The sequence below is a fragment of the Pectobacterium sp. 1950-15 genome, assembly GCF_037136835.1.
Lineage (GTDB): Bacteria > Pseudomonadota > Gammaproteobacteria > Enterobacterales > Enterobacteriaceae > Pectobacterium.
Genome location: NZ_JBBBQR010000001.1, coordinates 272,398 through 293,281 on the forward strand (window position 1 = coordinate 272,398; position 20,884 = coordinate 293,281).

The 20,884-nt window shown below is 53.3% G+C and carries 18 protein-coding genes and 1 riboswitch; of the genes, 12 read left to right on the forward strand and 6 right to left on the reverse strand.

Annotation, left to right across the window (positions count from 1 at the left end):
• Positions 1-254 precede the first annotated feature (254 nt).
• The 3 genes from WCT94_RS01200 (at position 255) to fumA (ending at position 3,504) form a co-directional block, all read left to right on the forward strand.
• Complete coding sequence (locus WCT94_RS01200; RefSeq protein ID WP_336867426.1) at positions 255-1,148, forward strand: LysR family transcriptional regulator; 894 nt, start codon at positions 255-257, stop codon at positions 1,146-1,148.
• 18 nt (positions 1,149-1,166) lie between these two features.
• Positions 1,167-1,403, forward strand: coding sequence for a helix-hairpin-helix domain-containing protein (locus WCT94_RS01205; protein ID WP_336867427.1), 237 nt, complete (start codon positions 1,167-1,169; stop codon positions 1,401-1,403).
• 457 nt (positions 1,404-1,860) lie between these two features.
• Positions 1,861-3,504 (forward strand): class I fumarate hydratase FumA, encoded by a 1,644-nt coding sequence (gene fumA / locus WCT94_RS01210; RefSeq protein WP_336867429.1) that lies wholly within the window; start codon positions 1,861-1,863, stop codon positions 3,502-3,504.
• 210 nt (positions 3,505-3,714) lie between these two features.
• Here the strand turns inward: fumA and norR are convergent, their stop codons facing one another.
• A complete protein-coding gene (gene norR / locus WCT94_RS01215) occupies positions 3,715-5,253 on the reverse strand; it encodes a nitric oxide reductase transcriptional regulator NorR (RefSeq protein ID WP_336867430.1) in 1,539 nt (512 codons plus the stop codon).
• A gap of 165 nt (positions 5,254-5,418) precedes the next feature.
• On the opposite strand from norR, the gene norV reads away from it, so the two are divergent.
• The 3 genes from norV to tehB all read left to right on the forward strand — a co-directional run bounded on the left by norV (position 5,419) and on the right by tehB (position 9,069).
• The gene (gene norV / locus WCT94_RS01220; RefSeq protein ID WP_336867432.1) at positions 5,419-6,948 is read left to right on the forward strand and encodes an anaerobic nitric oxide reductase flavorubredoxin; all 1,530 of its coding nucleotides are present in this window, start codon (positions 5,419-5,421) and stop codon (positions 6,946-6,948) included.
• 10 nt (positions 6,949-6,958) lie between these two features.
• A complete protein-coding gene (gene norW / locus WCT94_RS01225; protein ID WP_336867434.1) occupies positions 6,959-8,107 on the forward strand; it encodes an NADH:flavorubredoxin reductase NorW in 1,149 nt (382 codons plus the stop codon).
• 101 nt (positions 8,108-8,208) lie between these two features.
• Positions 8,209-9,069, forward strand: coding sequence for an SAM-dependent methyltransferase TehB (gene tehB / locus WCT94_RS01230; protein WP_336867436.1), 861 nt, complete (start codon positions 8,209-8,211; stop codon positions 9,067-9,069).
• Positions 9,070-9,177: 108 nt separating this feature from the next.
• Here tehB and ribB read toward each other — a convergent pair whose 3' ends face one another.
• Complete coding sequence (gene ribB, locus WCT94_RS01235) at positions 9,178-9,831, reverse strand: 3,4-dihydroxy-2-butanone-4-phosphate synthase (protein WP_336867437.1); 654 nt, start codon at positions 9,829-9,831, stop codon at positions 9,178-9,180.
• A 128-nt stretch (positions 9,832-9,959) separates the two neighbouring features.
• Positions 9,960-10,137, reverse strand: a riboswitch (FMN riboswitch).
• Positions 10,138-10,526: 389 nt separating this feature from the next.
• Here ribB and ubiK point away from each other — a divergent pair.
• Complete coding sequence (gene ubiK, locus WCT94_RS01240; RefSeq protein WP_048256443.1) at positions 10,527-10,808, forward strand: ubiquinone biosynthesis accessory factor UbiK; 282 nt, start codon at positions 10,527-10,529, stop codon at positions 10,806-10,808.
• A gap of 84 nt (positions 10,809-10,892) precedes the next feature.
• On the opposite strand, the gene yjeH is transcribed toward ubiK, so the two are convergent.
• Together yjeH and zipA are read right to left on the reverse strand one after the other, a co-directional pair.
• Positions 10,893-12,146 (reverse strand): L-methionine/branched-chain amino acid transporter, encoded by a 1,254-nt coding sequence (yjeH, locus tag WCT94_RS01245; RefSeq protein WP_336867439.1) that lies wholly within the window; start codon positions 12,144-12,146, stop codon positions 10,893-10,895.
• Between the two features lie 128 nt (positions 12,147-12,274).
• Positions 12,275-13,309, reverse strand: coding sequence for a cell division protein ZipA (gene zipA, locus WCT94_RS01250; RefSeq protein WP_336867440.1), 1,035 nt, complete (start codon positions 13,307-13,309; stop codon positions 12,275-12,277).
• Between the two features lie 224 nt (positions 13,310-13,533).
• Between zipA and cysZ the strand changes: the two genes are divergently transcribed.
• From cysZ to crr, 5 genes are all read left to right on the forward strand, one after another.
• Positions 13,534-14,325 carry a sulfate transporter CysZ gene (gene cysZ / locus WCT94_RS01255; protein WP_319846717.1) on the forward strand — a complete coding sequence of 264 codons (792 nt, stop codon included), beginning with the start codon at positions 13,534-13,536 and terminating at the stop codon, positions 14,323-14,325.
• Positions 14,326-14,487: 162 nt separating this feature from the next.
• A complete protein-coding gene (gene cysK, locus WCT94_RS01260; RefSeq protein ID WP_336867443.1) occupies positions 14,488-15,456 on the forward strand; it encodes a cysteine synthase A in 969 nt (322 codons plus the stop codon).
• Between the two features lie 453 nt (positions 15,457-15,909).
• Positions 15,910-16,167 carry a phosphocarrier protein Hpr gene (gene ptsH / locus WCT94_RS01265; protein WP_005971891.1) on the forward strand — a complete coding sequence of 86 codons (258 nt, stop codon included), beginning with the start codon at positions 15,910-15,912 and terminating at the stop codon, positions 16,165-16,167.
• A gap of 45 nt (positions 16,168-16,212) precedes the next feature.
• On the forward strand, positions 16,213-17,940 hold the full coding sequence (gene ptsI, locus WCT94_RS01270) for a phosphoenolpyruvate-protein phosphotransferase PtsI (RefSeq protein WP_336867444.1): 1,728 nt from the start codon (positions 16,213-16,215) through the stop codon (positions 17,938-17,940).
• A gap of 149 nt (positions 17,941-18,089) precedes the next feature.
• A complete protein-coding gene (gene crr / locus WCT94_RS01275) occupies positions 18,090-18,599 on the forward strand; it encodes a PTS glucose transporter subunit IIA (RefSeq protein WP_010284368.1) in 510 nt (169 codons plus the stop codon).
• A gap of 66 nt (positions 18,600-18,665) precedes the next feature.
• On the opposite strand, the gene WCT94_RS01280 is transcribed toward crr, so the two are convergent.
• Positions 18,666-20,033: an ATP-binding protein gene (locus WCT94_RS01280; protein ID WP_336867445.1), complete on the reverse strand. Its 1,368-nt coding sequence runs from the start codon at positions 20,031-20,033 to the stop codon at positions 18,666-18,668.
• Entirely contained in the window at positions 20,033-20,713 is a 681-nt protein-coding gene (locus WCT94_RS01285) for a response regulator transcription factor (protein WP_336867446.1), read from the reverse strand. Before WCT94_RS01285 ends, WCT94_RS01280 begins: the two co-directional genes overlap by 1 nt.
• Positions 20,714-20,884: the final 171 nt, after the last annotated feature.

Consider the following 20,884-nt stretch of genomic DNA (forward strand, 5'->3'; position numbering starts at 1 on the left):
CTTTTATTTATTGCGAGTTACTGGTCAATTTTCGCCATGACCATGGATGGCATCGTATTACGGCCTTATTTTCATCGCATAAGGTGGTAGAGTACAGTTAGATTCCATCGATAAAAACGATATACTCGTCATACTTCAAGTTGCATGTGCGTTGGCTTTCCTCGCTCACCCCAGTCACTTACTGATGTAAGCTCCTGGGGATTCACTGCGTCGCCGCCTTCCTGAAACTCGAATTATTTAGGGTATAGATAAAGATGCGATATTCACCAGAATCCTTGCTGGCGTTTGTCACCACCGTTGATGCGGGCTCGTTTTCCGCCGCCGCCCGACGATTGCATAAAAGCCAATCCACTATCAGCGCGGCTATCGCCAATTTGGAGGCCGATCTGGGGCTGACGCTGTTCGATCGCTCCGGTCACCAGCCCACGCTCACGCTGGCGGGCAGAAAAGTGCTGTCCCACGTACAGGCAATTTTATCTGCCAGCGAAGAGCTCGATGAACTGGCAATCCGTCTGGCCGACCATATCGAACCCCGTCTGACGTTTATGCTGTCCGACATCTGGCAAGCGGCTCACTACGAACCTGTACTCCAGCGTTTCGCCCAGCAATTTCCTGATATTGAATTTGAGTGCCTGATTGCAGAAGGCGATGACGTGATCGATCTGCTGCAAATGAACCGGGCGCATGTTGGCATATTACGCGCTCAGGCGGATTACCCGCCCGATGTTGCCGCCGCGCGTTTGCAGGTTAAGACGGAAATGGCCCTCTTCGTGTCGGCAACTCACCCGCTCGCCGCTGAAAAAACCGTGACGCGCAGCCAGTTGGCAACTGTCCGTCAGCTCTATCTCAATACCTATAAACGCAGCGACCATCTGCAACCAGAAGGGATCGTCTGGTCTGCGCCGTCCTACCTTATGCTGCTGGAAATGGCGCAGCAGGGGCACGGCTGGAGCATGCTTCCGCGCTGGCTGGTGGCGCAATACGATCGGAAAAAGCTGGTGGAGTTGCCTGTGGCAGGCTGGCCGCAGTGGATTGACGTAGACGTTGTCTGGTCCAAACCCCATCCACCCGGCCCTGCTGGGCTGTGGATGATCGACAATCTCCTTGCCCAACAAGAGAGTACGCTACACTATGGGGACACCCGCTGATTTATCTACGGAGTCATCATGACGTTTTCCCCACAGGAGCGTGAGGCGCTGCTGGCCGTAAAAGGCGTTGGCCCTGCGGTAGTCGCCCGTCTGGAGCAAATGGGCTTCACTACGCTGGCGCAGTTGAGCGAGGCCGACGTCAGCGATATTGTGGCAAACGCCGCCGCACTGACAGGCTCAACCTGCTGGAAAAACAGCCCGCAGGCACGCGCAGCGATTACTGCCGCCGTGACGTTGGCAAAATCACATCAGTAATCACATCGGCCACAGCACTGTGGCTTTATATGACGATCTCATTTTTCGTCAAGCGATAAAAAGCCAATAACGATTTCTTTATATCGCCATCAAATAACATTAAAGAATAAATGGTTATTGTTTTTAATTTCACCATTTACTTTACTTAATTAAGCCAATTAAAAGAGGAATATCTTCACGTTAAACCCCGTGCCGTTTCCCGTGGCGTCCGCATACAGGAAACCTATGCCGTGCCGCCGTTCCACGCGTCTGCTGCGGGGAAAAATAACACGCGCATCACTATTATTGTGATGTACCAAAGTGGTACTTCCCGACAAAAAACCATACTATTATGGCGATTACTACTTTTGTATTCGAGACATCCCTGTAGTGCTGCGGTAATACGCCTTAATAATAAGATGCTGAATCCTATAAGGTGAAAAATTTACTAATTAATGCAATTGCAAGTGAGAAAAAAATGTCGAATAAACCCTTCTATTACCAAGATCCTTTTCCACTCAGTAAAGATGACACCGAATATCGCCTGCTGAGCAGCGACTTTGTTTCTGTCGCACAGTTTGAAGGTCAGGACATCCTGAAGATCGAGCCAGCAGCGTTGACCCTTCTGGCTCAGCAAGCCTTCCATGATGCCTCTTTCATGCTCCGCCCCGCTCACCAGCAGCAAGTTGCCGATATTCTTAGCGATCCGGAAGCCAGCGAAAACGATAAATACGTTGCTCTGCAATTCCTGCGCAACTCAGAAATTTCCGCCAAGGGCATCCTGCCGACCTGTCAGGATACGGGTACGGCGATCATCGTCGGTAAAAAAGGCCAGAACGTCTGGACCGGCGGTAACGACGCTGGAGCGCTGTCCAAGGGCGTGTACAACACGTTCATTGAAGACAACCTGCGCTACTCACAGAACGCCGCGCTGGACATGTACAAAGAGGTTAACACCGGCACCAATCTGCCTGCGCAGATTGACCTCTACAGTACCGAAGGCGAAGACTATAAATTCCTGTTTGTCACCAAAGGTGGTGGTTCTGCCAACAAGACTTATCTGTATCAGGAAACCAAAGCGCTGTTGACGCCGGGTAAGCTGAAAAGCTTCCTGATCGAGAAAATGCGCTCGCTGGGCACCGCGGCCTGTCCGCCGTACCACATCGCGTTTGTGATTGGTGGCACCTCGGCAGAAACCACGCTGAAAACCGTTAAACTGGCATCGACCAAGTACTACGACGAACTGCCGACCGAAGGCAATGAGCACGGTCAGGCGTTTCGTGATGTCGCGCTGGAGCAGGAAATTCTGGAAGCCGCGCGCGATCTGGGTCTGGGCGCGCAGTTCGGCGGTAAATATTTTGCGCACGACGTGCGGATTATCCGCCTGCCGCGCCACGGCGCATCGTGCCCTGTCGGTATGGGCGTGTCCTGTTCTGCTGACCGTAACATCAAAGGCAAGATCAACCGCAAGGGAGTCTGGCTGGAGCAGTTAGAGCAGAATCCGGGTAAATATATCCCTGAACATCTGCGTGAAACGGGCGAAGGCGATGCGGTTAAAATCGACCTGAACCGTCCGATGGCCGAGATCCTGAAGACGCTGTCGCAGTATCCGGTATCCACCCGTCTTTCCCTGACCGGCACCATCATCGTGGGCCGTGACATTGCTCACGCCAAGCTGAAAGAGCGTCTGGATAACGGCGAAGGCCTGCCGCAGTACATCAAAGATCACCCGATTTACTACGCGGGTCCGGCGAAAACGCCAGAAGGTTATCCGTCCGGCTCGTTAGGTCCTACCACCGCTGGCCGTATGGATTCCTATGTCGATTTACTGCAGGCCAACGGCGGCAGCATGATCATGCTGGCAAAAGGCAACCGTAGCCAGCAGGTGACCGACGCGTGCCATAAACACGGCGGTTTCTACCTCGGCAGCATCGGCGGCCCGGCAGCGATTCTGGCACAGAACAGCATCAAGAGCCTGACCTGTGTGGAATACCCGGAGCTGGGAATGGAAGCCATCTGGAAAATCGAAGTTGAAGATTTCCCAGCCTTTATTCTGGTCGATGATAAAGGCAACGATTTCTTCCAGGTGATTCAGAGCGCCAAGTGCGTGAAATGCGGTTAACTCACTTCTGCTGTGATTAGAGGTTAGCCACTAACGCCAGCCGAGCGGGAGTAACGGATAGATCGTAAAGTCGCTGTAAACACGTCCATGTGCGCTCGGCTTGCGCCATCCATGGCGCAAACGCTTTACTCTTCTATTCCGTTACTCCCGTTTTCGTTCGGTAAATAGGTTTGTCTACGGTCTACAGCGCCCCGATTTTCGGGGCGTTTTTTATTTGATGCCCAGCCGCTTCGCCAGACGGTGTAGGTTGCCGCTGTCTATTTCCAGTTCTCTCGCGCAGGATGACCAGTTGCCCTCATGACGCGCCAGCGTGTGTTGGATGATCCGACGCTGATAGTCGTCCGTTGCCTCTCGCAAGCCGCCGCTGATGAAGTAATCCGGTGCGCTGCCGATAGCACTCGGTGCTCCTGCGGGGGTATGAACGGGCTGGGCGGAAAGTTCAAGATTGAAATGCTCAGGGCCTAACAGCACCTCACCCGATTCCTGCCCTGCTCTCGCCAGCACGGTGGCGCGGTAAATGGCGTGCTCCAGCTCGCGCACGTTTCCCGGCCAGTCGTATCGTTCCAGCAGCGCGCCCGCATCTGCCGTCAACGCAAGGCGCGCCAGCCCCAGCTGCACACGGCTGCGCTCACAGAAGAACCCCGCCAACAGCGCCACATCTTGATGACGCTCGCGCAGCGGCGGTACGGATAGCGGGAACACGCTCAGGCGGTGGAACAAGTCAGCACGGAAAGCACCATCCAGCACCGCCTGCCGCAGATCGCGGTTGGTCGCCGCCAGCACGCGCACGTTCACTTTCAGGCTGTTGTCATCCCCCACGCGCTGGAGATCGCCATACTGCAATACGCGCAGCAGCTTCGCCTGTAGCGTCAGCGACAGTTCGCCAATCTCATCCAGAAACAGCGTGCCGTTATCCGCCATTTCAAACTTACCGGTGCGGTGATGGATTGCACCAGTAAATGCGCCCTTCACATGACCAAACAGTTCACTCTCTGCGACCGATTCCGGCAGCGCGGCGCAGTTCAGGTACACCAGAGGATGAATTGCCCGACTGGAACCGCGATGAATCGCGCGCGCCACCAGCTCTTTACCAACGCCAGTTTCTCCCATAATCAGCACGTTCAGATCGGAGCCCGCGACGATATCGACCTCTTTCTTTAGCCGCAACATCGGCTCCGACAACCCCACCATTTCCTCCACGCTTTCCGCCGCAGGACTTTCGGCACGCACTGGCGCGGGCAACTGCCGCTCAAGACGCTCCATCAGCAACGCGTTACTCAGCGCCGCCGCCGCCATCGCCCCCACCAGCCGCAGTTCTTCATCGCTAAAATGGTCGAACTGGCAGGGATCCATACCGTCCACGGTCAGCGCCCCGATCAGGTTCTGATTGGCAAACAGCGGCAGGCCGACGCAGGCATGCACCTTAAGATCTTCCTGACTGGGAATCAGGCCGTCATAGGGGTCGGGAAGCTGGCTATCCGCCGGAAAGCGCACTACGTCGCCCGCACGGGCAATCGCCTCCAGACGGGGATGATCGGACAGGCGAAAGCGTCGCCCCAGCACGTCCGGTGCCAGACCGTCGATGGCCAGCGGGCGGAACAGCTGATTTTCGTAACGCAGCAGCGCCGAGGCATCACAGCGCAGCAGTTGGCGCAGGCTGTTAATCAAGCGCTGAAAACGATCCTGATTTGATAGCCCCATTTGCAGCTCGATAGCAATACGGGCAAGGGCGTTAATAGAAAGTGTCATGGTGTGTCCTAATGACAGAACCTGTGTCATTAGGACAATAGATAAAGCATGTCATTTTGACAATCATTATTTATTAAACTGTTATAAATCAATATATTAAAAATTGGCACGCTTTCTGCAATCTCTACAGCATATTTCCGTATACGACTATTGAGGTTTCAGAACATGGCAATTCACGTTAAGAACAATATCCACTGGGTTGGACAACGCGACTGGGAAGTGCGTGATTTTCACGGCACCGAATACAAGACGCTGCAAGGCAGCAGCTACAACAGTTATCTGATCCGCGAAGAAAAAACCGTGCTGATCGATACCGTCGATCACAAATTCAGCCGCGATTTTGTGCAGAACCTGATGGCAGAAGTGGATCTGAACACGATTGACTACATCGTGATCAACCACGCCGAAGAGGATCACGCCGGCGCGCTGAGCGAGCTGATGGCGCGTATTCCCAACACGCCAATTTACTGTACCCACAATGCGATCGACTCCATTACCGGTCACCATCACCACCCTGAGTGGAATTTCCACACGGTCAAAACCGGCGACACGCTGGATATCGGCAACGGCAAGCAGTTGATCTTTATCGAAACGCCGATGCTGCACTGGCCGGACAGTATGATGACCTACATGACCGAAGATGCCGTGTTGTTCAGTAACGATGCGTTCGGCCAGCACTACTGCGATGAGCATCTGTTCAATGACGAAGTGGATCAGACGGAACTGTTCGAGCAGTGCCAGCGCTATTTCGCCAACATTCTGACGCCATTCAGCCGCTTAGTGACCGCCAAGATCCACGAAGTGCTGGGCTTCAACCTGCCGCTGTCGATGGTCGCGACCTCACACGGCGTGGTATGGCGTGACGATCCTGCCCAGATCATCCATCTGTATCTGAAATGGGCGGACAGCTATCAGGAAGATCGCATCACACTGTTTTACGACACCATGTCCAACAACACCCGCATGATGGCCGACGCCATCGCGCAAGGCATCAACGATGTCGACCCCGGCGTCGCGGTGAAAATCTATAACGTCGCCCGTCACGACAAGAACGAAATCCTGACGCAGGTCTTCCGCTCGAAAGGCGTGCTCGTCGGTTCATCCACTATGAATAACGTGATGATGCCGAAGGTTGCCGCCATGCTGGAAGAGATCACTGGCTTGCGTTTCCAAAACAAAAAAGCCTCAGCATTTGGCAGCTACGGCTGGAACGGCGGCGCGGTCGATCGCATTCAAACCCGTTTGATGGACGCCGGTTTTGAAACCACGCTGGCGCTGAAAACCAAGTGGCGTCCTGACGGTTCCGCGCTGGAAATTTGCCGCGAGCACGGCCGCGAAATTGCTCGTCAGTGGGCGCTGCATCCGCTGGATGATACGCCAGCCCGTCGCGTCATTTCGCCCGTAAAACAGACTGCTGCGGCACCGCAAACCGCCACCGCCCCGCAGAATGTGAGCGCCCCCGCCGAGAGCGCCTGTGGTTGCAGTGAAGCCGCAGCGCCGCAGTCCGCAGCACAGCCAGCGGTGCAGTCAGAAAGCGGCTGTATGCAGTGCAGCGTCTGCCAGTGGATCTACGATCCGGCACTTGGTGAACCGATGCAGGATGTGACGCCCGGCACCATGTGGTCAGATGTACCAGACAGCTTCCTCTGCCCGGAATGCGGGTTGGGCAAAGACGTTTTCAATCCGATTCGCTAAGGAGAGGATGATGAAAGATATCGTGATTATTGGCGCGGGCTTTGCCGCCCGCCAGCTTATTCGACAGATCCGCAAGCTGGATGCGCACTGCCCTATCCGCCTGATCACCGCCGACAGCGGCGATGAGTATAACAAGCCGGATCTAAGCCATGTGATCAGCCTGCAACAGCACGCCGACGATCTGACCAAGATGCAGGCGACCGCATTTGCCGAAGAAAACCGCATTGCGCTGCTGCCGAATACGTGCGTCACCGCCATTGACCGCCATGCACAACAGGTCATCTGCGGCACGGATCGCTACGATTACCACAAGCTGGTGTTCGCGACCGGTGCCAGTGCGATGGTGCCGCCGATTCCGGGGTGCGAACATATGTTGACGCTCAATAGCCAGCAGGAATATCGCGCCCATGAAGGCCGCCTCTGGCAGGCCAAACGCGTACTGGTGCTCGGTGCTGGACTCATTGGTACCGAACTGGCGATGGATCTGGGACGCGCAGAAAAACAGGTCACGCTGGTTGACTGCGCCAGCAGCATTCTGCCCGCGTTGATGCCGCCCGAAGTCAGCGCGCGCCTGCAATTCACGCTGACGCAGCAAGGGGTTTCACTGCGGCTGAATACAACCCTACAGCAGTTGGAGAAAACCGAAACTGGCGTGCTGGCCACATTTACCGATGGCCGAACCGTCGACGTGGATGAAGTCATCTCCGCTATCGGCTTGCAGGCCAACACGCAGCTGGCGAAAGCGGCGGGGTTAACGGTGCAGAAAGGCATTCAGACCAATGTGCAGTTACAAACCAGCGATCCACAGATTTACGCGCTGGGCGACTGCGCAGAGATTGGCGGCAAGCTCCTGCCCTTCCTGCAGCCCATTCAGCTCAGCGCGATTACGCTGGCGAAAAACCTGCTGGGAGCCAGTGAGGCGCTGACGCTGCCGCCGATGCTGGTTAAAATCAAAACACCGCTGTTTCCTTTACAGATGGCAGGTGATACCACGAGTGGCGGCCTGCACTGGCAGCAGGAATGGAACGAGCAGGGGATGGTAGCGAAAGCGCTGGATGGTCAGCAGGTACTACGCGCCTTTGTGGTCGGCGGTGAACGCATGAAAGAGGCATTTCCGCTGCTGCGACAGCTTTCCACTGTAAGTTCAACCACGGCCTGACACAGCAAAATAAATAATGCATTTAAAATACATATTTCTGGTCAGCCTGCGTGCGGATTAATAGAATACGGCCATCGCTTTTGGAATTTACAGAGGTAAACATGCAAGATCTCATTTGTTATAAGAAGATGCCGCAGTGGAACAGCCAGACGCTGCCTGCCGCGTTTCAGGAAAAGCACAACACGCAGGAAGGCACCTGGGCAAAACTGACCGTGTTGAAAGGGGAAATGACCTTTTCCATGCTGACCGAAGACGGCGAGACGCTGGAGACGTTCCAGTTCTCCGAGCAGAACCAGCCGCCGTTTGTTGAGCCGCAGGCGTGGCACCGCATCGTTTCCTTCTCTGACGATCTGGAATGTCAGCTCAGCTTTTTCTGCTCGGCGGAAGATTTCTATCATAAAAAATACGGTCTGACGCGAACGCATTCCGAAGTGATCAACGCGGTGCAGTACATCAAACCGGGCAAAACGCTGGATTTAGGCTGCGGCGGCGGACGTAACTCGCTGTATCTGAACCTGCGTGGGTTTGACGTCACAGCCTGTGATAAGCACGAGCAGAGCATTGATTCGCTGAATAACATCATCAAGAGCGAAGCGTTGGAAAACATCCGGGCGGGCGTTTACAACATCAATCTGGCGGAAATCAAAGAGCAGTACGACTTTATCCTGTCGACCGTCGTGCTGATGTTTCTGGAACGCGATCGCATTCCGCACATCATCAGCAATATGCAAGACAGCACCGTTAACGGTGGCTATAACCTGATTATCGCCGCGATGTCGACGGAAGATTGCCCGTGCCCCATGCCCTTCTCCTTTACCTTTAAAGAAGGCGAGCTGAAGAACTATTATGCCGACTGGGAGATCCTCAAATACAACGAGGATATGGGTGAGTTGCACAAGACGGATGCACACGGCAACCGTATCAAACTGCGCTTCGCCACGCTGCTGGCAAAAAAGCCGTAAATCGCTAAAAACGCTATTCGTTAAAAACCTAAGTCGTTAAACACTTAAGCCATAAAACAGAAAAGGGCCGATTAATCGGCCCTTTTGTTTGCGTGGTATCTGCGTGAATCAGCTGGCTTTGCGCTCTGCCGCGATGCGGTAAGCCACCAGATCTTCAATCGTCAGTACCGGCATGTTGTGCTGCTTGGCAAACGCGATCACTTCCGGCGCGTGCGCCATTGAGCCATCATCGTTCGTCAGTTCACACAGAACGCCAGACGGCTTCAGGCCCGCCAGCGTCATCAGGTCAACCGTCGCTTCAGTGTGACCACCGCGCGTTAACACGCCACCCGGTTGGGCGCGCAGCGGGAATACGTGACCAGGGCGATTCAGGTCGCTCGGCTTGGCGTTATCCGCAATCGCGGCACGAATGGTGGTCAGACGGTCAGCAGCGGAAACCCCCGTTGTCACGCCTTCGGCAGCTTCAATCGTTACAGTGAACGCCGTTTGGTAATGGCTGGAGTTCTTCTCCACCATCATCGGCAATTCCAACTGCTGGCGACGCTCTTCCGTCAGGCACAGGCACACGATGCCACTTCCGTGACGAACCGTCAGCGCCATCTGTTCAACGGTCATATTTTCAGCGGAGAAGATCATGTCACCTTCGTTTTCACGATCTTCATCATCCAACACCAGCACGCCGCGGCCATGACGCAATGCATCAAGTGCGCGTTCTACGCGTTCGGTAGGATTGCCAAATTCAGAAAGTAATGTCTGATTCATGGTAAAAAACCTCAATGTTATTATGAATTACCAGAATCAGGGCGAGCTTGAGGAGTAACCATTACGACTGGTTGCATAGCAATGGCTAACAAAAATAACGCGAGCGGGCATATAAGCCCGACAGATACCGTTACTCTCTCCCATCCGGACTTTAACCGTCGGCCCCGGAATTACACCGGATCTGCTGACCCCACGTTGCGAAATCGATAATCAATATCGAAAAACACAGCATGAGCGCTCGCGGGCTTCCAGTATGTATACTGGTTTACCGCCGGTGGGGAATTACACCCCGCCCTGAGAATAAGCGCATTTACTATAACGCTAATACCTCGATAGGGCAATTGATCCGCCGCAGGAAATAGGGCAAAACGTATGCTGAATTACAGTAAAATTATGCTGCATATGTGCAAAGCAGGGAGCGGATTTAGTTTATCCATCCCACAACTCGCATTACACTTGCTATACCCTAAATAATTCGAGTTTCAGGCAGGCGGCAAGAGAAGGACAAATTCGTCGGGAACGAATTTGACCAGCCAACGGCTGGCCTTCGGTGAGAGACAGGATGTCTCTCATTTTATCCCGATGAGCTTACTCAGGTAAGTGATTCGGGTGAGTGAACGCAGCCAACGCACATGCAACTTGAAGTATGACGGGTATATAGTAGTGACCTTACATAACCTAATCAGGAAAGCGACATGATTGACCCAAAGAAGATTGAGCAAATCGCCCGTCAAGTGCATGAATCTATGCCAAAAGGTATCCGGGAATTGGGTGATGATGTGGAGAAAAAGATTCGTCAGGTCTTGCAAGCACAGCTGACCCGATTGGATTTGGTGAACCGTGAAGAGTTCGATATTCAGACGCAGGTTCTGCTCCGCACGCGCGAGAAGATTGCCCGTCTGGAACAGCGTATGACCGAGCTGGAAGCGAAATTGTCTACGGAAGAAAAGCCCGCCGCAGCGCCGGAAAACGACTAATCCTTCCCCTATCATCATCGCGATGCAACGCCCTAGTCAGGGCGTTGCTCGATTCCCAGACCGCAATATTCAGAAGAAACGAACTCAGTGGGAAAGCAGTTCAACCGACTTGCGCGGCAGGAACAGCCATAGCACGGCCAGCATGATTAACGCATACAGCGATTTCCAGCCGATCATCAGCAATAGCGCACAGCAGAGCAGGCCCCCGATTGCCGCCATCACGCGCGCACGCCCTTTCAACAAACGCCACCCAGCCAACATACACAGCAGATAGATCAGTACAAAGATGCCGTTCGCGTACACAATCAGCATATCCAGCGGTAGCCTGAGCCAGTAAATTAACAGGCAGCACACCAGACAGCAGGTCACCACAACCGACAGCGCATTTACCGGCGCCTGCCCCGCAGACAGCGTCGCCAATGCACTTCCTCTCGGCGCCTGCGACCAGACGAGACGGGCGAAACCCTGCGTATAAATATTCACGCTGGCAAAGCAGGCCAGATACCCGACAAAGCAGGCAATCCACAGTGCATGTTCACCAAACAACTGCACGACGATACCCGGTAGTGAAGCCGTTGCGGCAATCCCTTCACCGTAAGCCTTAAAATGCAGTACCGCCACCGTACATCCCCAGTAAACCGCGCCAGCAACCAGCATGCCGATGAGTAAAGCCCGTGGGAAATCCCGCTCCGGCACCCGAAACTCCGTCGCCATATGGGCAAACGCTTCAAGACCCACAAAGCACCAGAACATCACGGCCAGCGCGCCAAAGGTGTTAGACCATGACAGTTCCTGTACCGACGGCCAGGGAATGTGCGCGGGCGTAATATCGCCCTGCCACCAGATGGCAACGACCAACCCCACCACCAACATCGCGATAACGATCTGAATGTTGGCGCTAGACCCCGCACTGCGTAGGCCAAGCAACCAGATGCCGCCCAGCGTCAGCAGTTGTACACAGAGCAACCCCAGATCGCTCCAGCCAAATGCCGCTTGCCAGAACCCGGCAGCAATCTGCAAGGCAGCAGGTAGCCCCAGCGGAATAACCGACAGGAATAACCAGCCAGTCACTCGCGCCATACGCGGCCCAAAGGCCAGGTTAACAAAGTGCGCGGCTCCGCCCGCATTAGGAAAATGTTGCCCCAGTGCAGCAAAGCCAATGGCGATAGGGAAAACAAACAGAATCAAGATCGGCCACGCCCACAGGCTATCCTGCTGCGCCAACTGTGCAACCAGCGCGGGAACCGCAAACACACCGGTTCCTAGCAGAGAGGTAGAAAGCAGTCCCACGCCCTGAATCAGGCCAAGCTCTTGTTTTAATCCTTTTGCTTCACTCACAACGTTTCACCTTTTCTTGCTTTTTACACCACACACGGCCGGGACTAAGAATAAAAAAAGCCTCCACTAACGGAGGCTTCTCTCACCCACTGCATTCGCAAACTTATGCTTTCGCATAGATAGTGCTATCAGGCGTTGGCTTTCAGCACATCGCGGATGCGGGCTTTGTAGGATTCGACCTTCTGCGGCGTCATCATACGACGCTCATCATCCTGCACCACGCCGCCAACATCGTCGGCAATACGCTGCGCAGACTGTAACATCAGTTTAAAGTTTTGGCTGGCGTCGCCGTAAGACGGCACCATCATGAAAATAGACACACCAGGCGTTGAGAATTCGGACATCGCGTCCACATTAAACGAACCAGGTTTAACCATATTCGCCAGGCTGAACAACACCGGACCGGCACCCGCCGGGTTCACATGACGATGGAAAATGTTCATTTCACCAAACTGGAAACCGGCCTGAAGCAGGCTTTGCAACAGCAGTTCGCCGCCAATAACCCCGCCCTGATGCGCTACGACGTGCAGCACCAGAACCGCTTCTTTTGCCGCTACGGGCTCAACAGGCTCAGCGGGTTGCTGAGGCTGTGCAGGTTGAACCTTCTCATGCAGCGAATGCGCAGCAGGCTGCTGCGGGGCAGATGGCGGCGCATCGTATGCAAATGACTCACGCGGTGTGTCGATGCTCGGCTGGGTAGACGTTTCTCTGGGATTAACAACCTGCGGGTTGCTATCGCCACGCACCTGCGAACGCGGAGAATCCACCGGCGTGGCTTCATCCAGTAAAGGATCGTAAGAAGAGACGGGAGACAGGTGCTCGAACGGCGATTTCGCCTCAGGGCGAATCTCTTCACGTACACTGTTGTTATCAAATGACTGATTATCAAATGGTCGGTTATCAAATGACGAATTATCAAATGACGCGCTGCCAAATGAGGGCTCACTCTGTTGCGGACGCGCACCCTTCACGCGAACTTCGCCAACGCCTTCATCCAGCTCGTCAAGCGGCGCTTCATCACGCGCTTTCTTTGCACGTTTAACCGGGCGGTCACGAAAAAGGGACGAGCGCTCTTTACGGCTAGTCCACAAGCCGTGCAGTAACAGCGCTATTATAGCGATCGCGCCAACAACGATTAATATCAGACGCAAGTCCTGCATCATTGCTATCCCAATTGTTCCAACAATACATTGCCACCACGGCAAATACTTATACTACTAACTCTATTTGCCTGAGTACACAAGTGCAAGCCTGCACGGTACTTTATGACAATAAAGATAGATACAACGCACTTTTTTGCTGTTTTTTCATCCAAATGCGGGCTAGTCAGCATAAGATCATCCCGATATGATGCCTCAACAAACAAATGACTGAGTATATTGTCACTATGTCTTTCGAAAAACCGTCTTACGGCAACACCGCAGGCCAGGTTCGCAGCGGAATACACTATTTTCTTGCCGGATGGCGTTTGATCTCACTACCGGGCATCCGGCGTTTCGTCATCCTTCCCTTACTCATGAACATCGTGCTGATGGGCGGCGCTTTCTGGTGGCTTTTCACCCGGTTGAATGATTGGATTCCCCAGCTAATGAGCCACATTCCAAGCTGGCTGCAATGGCTCAGCTACCTCATTTGGCCACTCGCCGTCCTCTCCATCCTGCTGGTATTCAGCTACCTATTCAGTACGATAGCCAACTTTATTGCCGCACCGTTTAACGGCTTGCTGGCGGAACAGTTGGAAGCAAAATTAACCGGCCAGACGCTGCCGGACAGCGGCATGCTCGGCATCGCCAAAGATGTCCCGCGGATTATGAAGCGTGAGGTCCAAAAGCTGGCGTATTACCTGCCACGCGCGATTGTGCTATTGCTTCTCTATTTCATCCCCGGCATCGGGCAAACTGTCGCGCCAGTGCTGTGGTTCCTGTTCAGCGCGTGGATGCTGGCGATTCAGTACTGCGATTATCCGTTTGATAACCACAAAGTGGGCTTTTCCACCATGCGGCAGGCATTACGCCGCCACAAGGTCGCCAATATGCAGTTTGGCGCCCTAGTCAGCCTGTTTACGCTGGTGCCTTTTTTGAATCTGGTCATCATGCCCGTCGCGGTATGTGGCGCAACGCAGCTGTGGGTGGATCGCTATCGGGATCTGTCTGCGACGCTGCCGAAAAAAGCGTCATAAAAAGAGCATGTGCACTGGCTGATCACAGCCAGTGCTTTCTATTGTAATGAAAAGATATTTCTTAAGAACATAACGATATAGCAATTCTTTACTTCACTGAAAGGTGTGAACGAGTATTCTCTCTACGTTCGCAAAAATTTCATACAGTTATAAGGACAGGCTATGAGCAAGATCTACGAAGACAATTCTTTCACAATCGGCCATACGCCGCTGGTTCGCTTGAACCGTATCGGCAACGGACGCATTCTGGCTAAAGTGGAATCCCGCAACCCCAGCTTCAGCGTAAAATGCCGTATCGGCTCCAACCTGATTTGGGATGCAGAAAAACGCGGCGTTCTGAAACCAGGCATTGAGCTGGTTGAACCTACCAGCGGAAACACAGGGATTGCTCTGGCCTACGTCGCAGCGGCTCGCGGTTACAAACTCACGCTCACCATGCCAGAAACCATGAGCATCGAGCGCCGTAAGCTGCTGAAAGCGCTGGGCGCCAATCTGGTGCTGACCGAAGGCGCGAAAGGTATGAAAGGTGCCATCGCCAAAGCGGAAGAGATTGTCGCCAGCGATCCGAGCCGTTATCTGCTGCTGCAGCAGTTCAGCAACCCTGCTAACCCAGAAATTCACGAGAAAACTACCGGTCCTGAAATCTGGGAAGACACAGACGGTCAGGTTGATGTCTTTATCTCCGGCGTCGGTACCGGCGGTACGCTGACCGGTGTCAGCCGCTACATCAAGAACACCAAAGGCAAAGCCATCATCAGCGTAGCAGTTGAACCTACTGATTCACCGGTGATCTCTCAGGCGCTGGCTGGCGAAGAGCTGAAACCAGGCCCGCACAAGATTCAGGGCATCGGCGCGGGTTTCATTCCGGGTAACCTGGATCTGAAACTGATTGACCGCGTAGAGAAAGTGACAAACGAAGAAGCGATCAGCACCGCACGCCGTTTGATGGAAGAAGAAGGCATTCTGGCTGGGATTTCTTCCGGTGCCGCCGTTGCCGCAGCGCTGAATTTGCTCAAAGAGAAAGAGTTTGAAGGCAAAACCATCGTTGTGATTCTGCCTTCTTCCGGCGAACGTTACCTCAGCACGGCACTCTTTGCCGACCTGTTCACTGAGCAAGAACTGCAACAATAACCTCCCGGCCACACTCGAGCAACAAGTGACCAATGTGTTAAAAAAGCACCTATTTAGGTGCTTTTTTGTGGCACACTTCAAACTTTCTACTACATACAGATTGCTTTTCTACATCAGGTTTAGTATTTAACCGAACAATTATTTTGATGCGTGAAATTAATGTCAGACAAATACCACGCCCCATCACATTGTTTTTTGTCCTGCGCAGAACGGTTTTTCCCTGCGCACGATAGCCACATCGCCGTTTTGCGACCGAGGTTAAGATAATGGGTAGCGGGAGCGACGGTATTTGATGGTATTTTATCCAGGAAATACGTTTGACGGTTTTCTTGTCGCATCGTGGCCCGCCCCTGTAACATAAATCAGGAGCTAACCAAACAGGCTAAAGTTCAGTGAATCAGCTAAACTTTAGTTCCACAACATTAATCTAATCCATAAGTTGGGGAAAAAAGCATGTTCCAGCAAGAAGTGACTATCACCGCACCGAATGGCCTGCACACTCGTCCCGCTGCTCAGTTCGTTAAAGAAGCCAAAGGCTTCACTTCTGAAATCACCGTGACGTCCAACGGCAAGAGCGCCAGCGCCAAGAGCCTGTTCAAATTACAAACACTCGGCTTAACCCAAGGAACTGTGGTTACTATCGCTGCGGAAGGCGAAGACGAACAAAAAGCGGTTGAACACCTGGTCAAACTGATGGCTGAGCTCGAGTAATCGACGAGTTTTTTAGTGAACACCAGAATCGAGTAAGGTAGGGTTATGATTTCAGGCATATTAGTATCACCGGGTATTGCTTTTGGTAAGGCACTGTTACTGAAAGAAGATGAAATTATCATCAACCGGAAAAAAATCTCTGCGGATCAGGTGGAGCAGGAAATTGAACGTTTTCTGACTGGCCGTTCCAAAGCATCCGCACAGTTGGAAGCTATCAAGAAGAAAGCGGGCGAGACACTGGGCGCAGAGAAAGAAGCCATCTTCGAAGGCCACATCATGTTGCTGGAAGATGAAGAGTTCGAGCAGGAAATCATAGCCCTGATTAAAGATGAACATGCTTCCGCCGACGCCGCTGCGTTTTCCGTTATCGAAAACCAGGCTAAAGCACTGGAAGAGCTTGATGATGAATATCTGAAAGAACGCGCCGCAGACATGCGTGATATCGGGAAACGTTTGCTACGCAACATTCTCAATATGACCATCGTCGATCTGGGCGATATTCAGGATGAAGTCATTCTGGTTGCAACGGATCTGACGCCGTCAGAAACCGCGCAGCTAAATCTGGATAAAGTGCTGGGCTTCATCACCGATCTCGGTGGCCGCACGTCCCACACGTCCATTATGGCTCGTTCGCTGGAGCTGCCTGCAATCGTCGGCACGACCAACGTGACGCAGCAGGTCAAAAACGGCGACTATCTGATTCTGGATGCGGTAAACAACCAGATCTATCAGAATCCGACTGCGGAAAAAATTGAAGAATTAAAAGCCATTCAGCAGCAGTACAGCGCTGAAAAATATGAGCTGGCCAAGCTGAAAGATCTGCCAGCCATCACGCTGGATGGTCATCAGGTTGAAGTCTGTGCCAACATCGGTACCGTGCGTGATGTCGCGGGTGCTGAGCGTAACGGCGCAGAAGGTGTCGGCCTGTATCGTACCGAATTCCTGTTCATGGATCGTGAATCCCTGCCTACTGAAGAAGAGCAGTTCCAGGCGTATAAGGCAGTTGCTGAAGCCGTTGGCGCTCAGGCCGTTATCGTCCGTACCATGGATATCGGCGGCGACAAAGACCTGCCTTACATGAACCTGCCGAAGGAAGAGAACCCGTTCCTTGGCTGGCGTGCTATCCGTATCTGTCTGGATCGTAAAGAAATCCTGCACGCCCAGCTGCGTGCCATTCTGCGCGCGTCCAGCTTTGGCAAACTGCGTATCATGTTCCCGATGATTATCTCCGTGGAAGAAGTGCGTGAGCTGAAAGCCGAACTGGAGATGTTGAAAGCGCAGCTGAGAGAAGAAGGTAAAGCCTTCGACGAAAGCATTGAAGTCGGCGTGATGGTTGAAACCCCTGCCGCTGCCGCAATCGCGCCACATTTAGCCAAAGAAGTCGACTTCTTTAGTATTGGGACAAATGACTTAACCCAGTATACTCTGGCAGTTGATCGCGGTAATGAGCTGATTTCTCATCTCTATAACCCGATGTCCCCTGCCGTCCTTACCCTGATTAAGCAGGTTATCGATGCGTCTCATGCCGAAGGCAAGTGGACAGGGATGTGTGGTGAGCTCGCCGGTGACGAACGTGCTACACTACTGTTATTGGGAATGGGTCTGGACGAATTCAGCATGAGTGCGATCTCTATCCCGAGCATCAAGAAAATCATCCGTAATGCGAATTACGAAGATGCGAAGGCGCTGGCGGAGCAGGCATTAGCTCAACCGACAGCACAAGAGTTAAGCAATCTGGTGAGCCGCTTTATTAAAGAAAAAACGCTCTGCTGATTCTGCTTTACCTAATAGGTTTCAAGGTGGCAATCAGCACCCCCGACAGGCGATAGCTTCGCGGTCGGGGTAGCGAAGAAAGCCAATGCCACAACGACTTGAAAGATTAGGGTATACGCTGGCCCAATATTAATGCTTAGGAGAGAATCATGGGTTTGTTCGATAAATTGAAATCTCTGGTTTCTGACGACAAAAAAGACACTGGCAGCATCGAAATCATTGCCCCGCTGTCCGGTGAAATCGTCAATATTGAAGATGTTCCTGATGTCGTATTCGCAGAGAAAATCGTCGGTGACGGTATTGCCATCAAGCCAACTGGCAACAAGATTGTCGCACCGGTAGACGGCACCATCGGTAAGATTTTTGAAACCAACCATGCGTTTTCCATCGAGTCTGACAGCGGCATTGAGCTGTTTGTGCACTTTGGTATTGATACCGTTGAATTGAAAGGCGAAGGCTTCAAGCGCATCGCCGAAGAAGGCCAGCGCGTGAAGAAAGGCGATCTCGTTATCGAGTTTGACCTGGCTCTGCTGGAAGAAAAAGCGAAGTCTACTCTGACACCAGTGGTTATTTCCAACATGGATGAAATCAAGGAATTGACCAAACTGAGTGGTACGGTCGTGGTCGGCGAAACGCCGGTTATCCGTATCAAAAAGTAAACCGCCCTTCTACGGATGGTCTACTACGTTTGCACGAAACGGCACCCGGATGGTGCCGTTTTCGTTTCAGGCTTTCCAGCGCGGCACGCACAGGCGAATCACTAATCCACGCTGTTCGCCGTTGTCCGCCTCAATATGCCCACCGTGCGCCAGTACCACTTTGCGGGTAATCGCCAGTCCCAGCCCATAGCCCTTGCCAGACAGCGGCGAATCCACACGAATAAAAGGATCGAAGATGCTGGAGAGCTTACTTTTCTCCACGCCGGGCCCCTGATCGGCGACCAGAATCGTCCACTCATGCTCGTTGCCAATAAGCGATACGGAAACCTGCTGTTCGGGCGCTGAAAAACGGAGCGCGTTGCGCATCACGTTATCGACCGCCCTACGCATCAGCTCCGCGTTGCCTTTAATCGTATAGTCCTCGTCTTCATCCGCCGCAAGTAGGATTTCGACGCCGGTGACCTGCGCTTCATAGCGCGCATCGTTGACGACGGCCGTCACCAGTCCCAGTAAATCGAAATAGGCTTCCTCAATGCCAGAATGCTCCGTGCGCGACAGCGTCAACAGCTCGCCAATCATCTTATCCATCAGCAGCGCTTCGCGCTCAATACGTTGTAAGGAGTTTTCGACATTGTCTGGGTTTTGCCTTATCAACCCGATAGCGAGCTGTAAACGCGCCAACGGGGAGCGCAGCTCGTGCGAGACATCATGCAGCAACTGTTCACGCGCGCTGGCCAGACTGTCCAACCGCTCGACCATGGAATCGAAATCACGCGCCACATCGCTGATTTCATCATGACGCCTCTGCATCACCGGCAGCAGGCGTACGTTCAGATCGCCCTGCGCAACCTGATCAAACCCCGCGCGGATCTGGTTTAGCGGGCGTGCCAGACTCCATGCCAGTACCGAACTGAACAACAAGCCGCCAAACCCCGCGATGATCACAAACGGCACGGGTACGTTAAGAAACTCGACCGGACGAGGAGGACGGAATTCACTGCGCAGCAGTTCGGCGTCATAACGTATCTGGTACCACTTTCCGGCAGGCCCGCTGACCTGCTTGATGATATGCGAAGCACGCGGTTCGTTACGCCGACCCGGTGCAAAATCATCGCCAGACATCGCATTCTGCGGGGCGGAATTCAATTCCTGCTCCGACAGCGGCAACGGCGATTCCGTGACGGAAATATATTTCTGCTCTTCTTGCGGCAGCAGCGACATCACATCGTTCAGCTCACCCAAACCGCCATGTTGCAGCGCCGCCGCCACCATCTCTGTTTGCATCGTCGCAATGCGGGACACCACGATCTCTTCCAGCGGCTTATGGCGCTCGCCGTAAAACGAAAAAGCCAGCCACAGCAACTGAGACATGACAAGGAACGTCAGCCAGAAACCGAGCAGTATCTTCCAGAAAAGCCTTCCACGAATCATCATCAGCGAATCCGGTATCCCACGCTGCGCACGGTTTCAATCGTCATCGTATTGCCCGGCAATGCGCCGAGCTTCTGACGAATATTGCTGATGTGCACGTCCACGCTGCGGTCATAGGCTTCACGACGACGCCCCAGACATTTTTCGGACAGTTCATCTTTTGACACCACCCGTTCGGGGGAACGTAACAGCAATTCAAGCAAATTAAATTCAGACGCCGTCAGATCAAACGGCTGCCCACGCCATTCGCTGATGCGCGTCGCGGGATTCAATACCAGATCGCCACTGGCCGCCACGCTTTCATCCCGCTTTGTACTGGGCTGATCGTCATAGCGACGTAGCACCGCCCGCAGCCTTGCCACCAGTTCACGTGGGTAGCACGGTTTAGGCATATAGTCATCGGCGCCCATTTCCAGACCGATGACTCTGTCGATGTTGTCGCCTCTCGCCGTCAGCATAATCACGGGAAGCTGTTGGGTTTTTCTGATCTGACGCAGCACGTCAATCCCGCTCATATCCGGCAGCATGACATCCAAAATCATCGCGGTGTAATCTCCCGACATCGCACCATCAACGCCTTCTTTGCCCGTCAGTACCCGCGAGGTCGAAAACCCTTCTGCATTCAAATACTCACAGAGCATATCGCCCAGCTCTACGTCGTCATCGACCAGTAAAATATTCATATCCTGTCCTCATTAATCGGGTATACCCTACGTATTCGAGTTGCGGGAAGGAAACGCACAAGCAGCTTGAAGTATGATGGGTATAGATGCTGTATTCTCAGGCCTGGCGTGAATATTCGCAGCCAGATTTACTTAATCCTTACCATTTCTTTCAGCAAAGATTACCGCTAC